Origin of the sequence: Nocardiopsis sp. TNDT3 (genome assembly GCF_003427465.1) — a bacterium.
In the GTDB taxonomy this organism is placed as follows: Bacteria; Actinomycetota; Actinomycetes; order Streptosporangiales; family Streptosporangiaceae; genus Nocardiopsis; species Nocardiopsis dassonvillei.
On the sequence record NZ_QPFC01000226.1, the window covers coordinates 1 to 2,284 of the forward strand.

Annotated in this window: 4 protein-coding genes; all 4 read right to left on the reverse strand. The window is 69.9% G+C overall.

Annotated elements, in window-relative coordinates:
- Positions 1–177: 177 nt before the first annotated feature.
- The 4 genes from DQW06_RS06210 to DQW06_RS06220 all read right to left on the reverse strand — a co-directional run bounded on the left by DQW06_RS06210 (position 178) and on the right by DQW06_RS06220 (position 2,081).
- Positions 178–753 carry a M48 family metallopeptidase gene (locus DQW06_RS06210; RefSeq protein ID WP_013154807.1) on the reverse strand — a complete coding sequence of 192 codons (576 nt, stop codon included), beginning with the start codon at positions 751–753 and terminating at the stop codon, positions 178–180.
- Positions 754–1,038: 285 nt separating this feature from the next.
- Positions 1,039–1,200, reverse strand: a complete 162-nt coding sequence (locus tag DQW06_RS29145; RefSeq protein ID WP_013154808.1) for a hypothetical protein — start codon at positions 1,198–1,200, stop codon at positions 1,039–1,041.
- Positions 1,201–1,254: 54 nt separating this feature from the next.
- A complete protein-coding gene (locus tag DQW06_RS06215) occupies positions 1,255–1,533 on the reverse strand; it encodes a WhiB family transcriptional regulator (protein WP_013154809.1) in 279 nt (92 codons plus the stop codon).
- 203 nt (positions 1,534–1,736) lie between these two features.
- On the reverse strand, positions 1,737–2,081 hold the full coding sequence (locus DQW06_RS06220) for a hypothetical protein (protein ID WP_117198123.1): 345 nt from the start codon (positions 2,079–2,081) through the stop codon (positions 1,737–1,739).
- Positions 2,082–2,284 lie beyond the last annotated feature (203 nt).

The following is a 2,284-nucleotide window of genomic DNA, read 5'->3' on the forward strand; positions in this document are numbered from 1 at the left end:
ACCCCGGAGTCCGGGGCGCCGCGGGGATCGTGGGTTCGGGGGCCGGAGGCGGGTTCTTCGAGGCGCTGGACCGGGAAGAGGGCGGTGTCCCGGGCGGGGCCGTTCGCGTCGGGTCGGCGGCGTGGCCCCCGGCGGCCCGGGCACCGCGGCACCCGCCCCACCGGTGCGTGGCCGGGCTCACTCGTCGAAGGCGACCTCGGCGGCGTCGAGCTCCTCCTCGTCCTCCCCGGCTCCGCAGGGGTCGTCGGACTCGGCGCGGGAGGCGGCGCTGAAGCCCTCCAGGTAGCCGCGGGCCCGCTCGGCCTTGGGGTAGCGGCGCACCAGGTCCCAGAACTCCCGGCCGTGGTGCGGGATGAACAGGTGCGCGAGTTCGTGGATGAGCACGTAGTCCACGACCCAGGAGGGCATTCCGGCGACGCGGCGGGAGATGCGGATCGTGCGGGTCTCGGGGGTGCACGACCCCCAGCGCGAGTTCTGGTTGTCCACCCAGCGCACGCTCTCGGGGAGTTCGGTGCCGTCCAGGTAGCGGCGGGCCAGTTCGAGCGCGCGTTCGTGGAGTTCGGCGTCGCCGGGGTTGCGGCGCCCCTCGCGGGCCTCGAGTCGTTGCAGCATACGGCCCACCCAGCGCTTTTCCTCTGCGCGGGAGAACGTCGCGGGCACGAGGACGACCGTGGTGTCCCCGTCCCTGTAGGCCGACACCGTGCGTCGGCGACGAGGACTGCGTCGTACCTCGATTTTGGTGTTCGAGGGCACGGATTTTACGGTAGCCGAGCGAGGCGCTCCAGCACAGGTGTGTCCTGTCCTGTTATGTCGCCGATCTTGCGTCTTCTCCGGATCCGGGAACGTAACCGAAAAACACGTCCCTGTAGCACATTCCGCCCTGACCAGGGTCCTTTTTCGGCTGTGGGACGGGCCACGGAGGGGCCCGTCGGGATGCCCCAGTGCTCTTTCGGATACACAAAAGAGACCGGACGGTGACCCCCGGAGGAGCCCCGCCCGGTCCCGTGATCAGCTCAGGGCGCCGTGCGTCCCGTCACGTCAACACAGACGTGACCACGCGATTTCCATGAGCGCCTGTTCGGCACGGCGCTCCTCGCGCTGGCGGGCGCGCAGCTGGCGGGCGGTGAGCCTCCTGCCCTGCTGTTCACGCGTTTCGACGTCGGTCCGCTCGACCACGCGCATGAGTTCCATCATCATCATCCGTCTTCGTCCTTCGGGTCTTGTGGGGGTCGGGTGAGGCTGTGGCTGGAACGGTCAGGCCGCGACCGGGGCGGGGTTCTTCCGGGGGCGGCCCCTGGGGCGCTTGCGCGCCACGACCTGTCCGGAGACGAGCAGCTGCCCGCCCCAGACGCCCCAGGGCTCACCGCGCTCCAGGGCGTCGGCCAGGCACTGCTCCCGCACGGGGCACGCGCCGCAGACGGCCTTGGCCGCCTCGACGTCGGCGGGCGCCTCGGCGAAGAACAGGTCGGGCTCCAGGCGGCAGGGAACTTCGGTGTCGCCCAGCCAGGGCGTTTCCAGGACCGACGCAAGCATCGGTGCCCTCCAAGATCTTTGATCGTTTCGTACAACGCGGTCGGTGACTGGTCACCGGAACCGGTCCGGTGGGGGACCTGGACTTGCGATGCCGCCGCCCTCTCCCTCGTCCCTGGGGGACGGGGAGCTGGCGAAGATACAAAGAAAGCCGCGGCCCCTGTCGGGGTCCGCGGCCACGGTCGAAACTCTCGGCCTGTCCTGCTCTAGGCCGGAATCCTCCGTGGACACTCCCCCGATGCGCCATACGGGCGCTGGGTAGCTTCTGCTGCGTGCTTCGTCTGGCGCTTGCCGCGATCAAGGGCGAGCCCGGACTCGACGGACACACCACTGCCGTCGCCGAGGACGGTCCGCTCGACCTGGGACACCGTCAACGGGGAGCGGGATCCGGGGACCCCGGTGCCGCCGTTGCCGATGGTGGCCTCGCCGAAGAGGGCGAAGACGTCCGTGTGACCGCGCAGGAGGTTGCCCTGGACAGCGGTCGGGGACAGCTGATGCGACGGCATGGCGAAGCCGGCGACGAAGCCTGTGGTCTCCGTGATGCTGGTCATTGGATCGGGCACCTCCTTCACTTTCGGGCGGCGGGATCTTGCACCCGCGCCGGGAGCGGTCATTGCGACGGGGTACACACTATGGGCTGGCGCGGAAAGAGAGCAACCTATTTTTGACCTGCGCAAACGTCCGCATCCGGTCAGGGGTTCGCGGGAATGCCGCGGCGCCCGGAAGCGTTGCCTTTGGGCATCCCCCGGGCGCC

What these genes read in the sequence shown, in the direction of transcription:
- DQW06_RS29145 (WP_013154808.1), bottom strand. Translation starts at nt 1,200, where the DNA reads ATGATGATGATGGAACTCATGCGCGTGGTCGAGCGGACCGACGTCGAA.
- DQW06_RS06215 (WP_013154809.1), bottom strand. Translation starts at nt 1,533, where the DNA reads ATGCTTGCGTCGGTCCTGGAAACGCCCTGGCTGGGCGACACCGAAGTT.
- DQW06_RS06220 (WP_117198123.1), bottom strand. Translation starts at nt 2,081, where the DNA reads ATGACCAGCATCACGGAGACCACAGGCTTCGTCGCCGGCTTCGCCATG.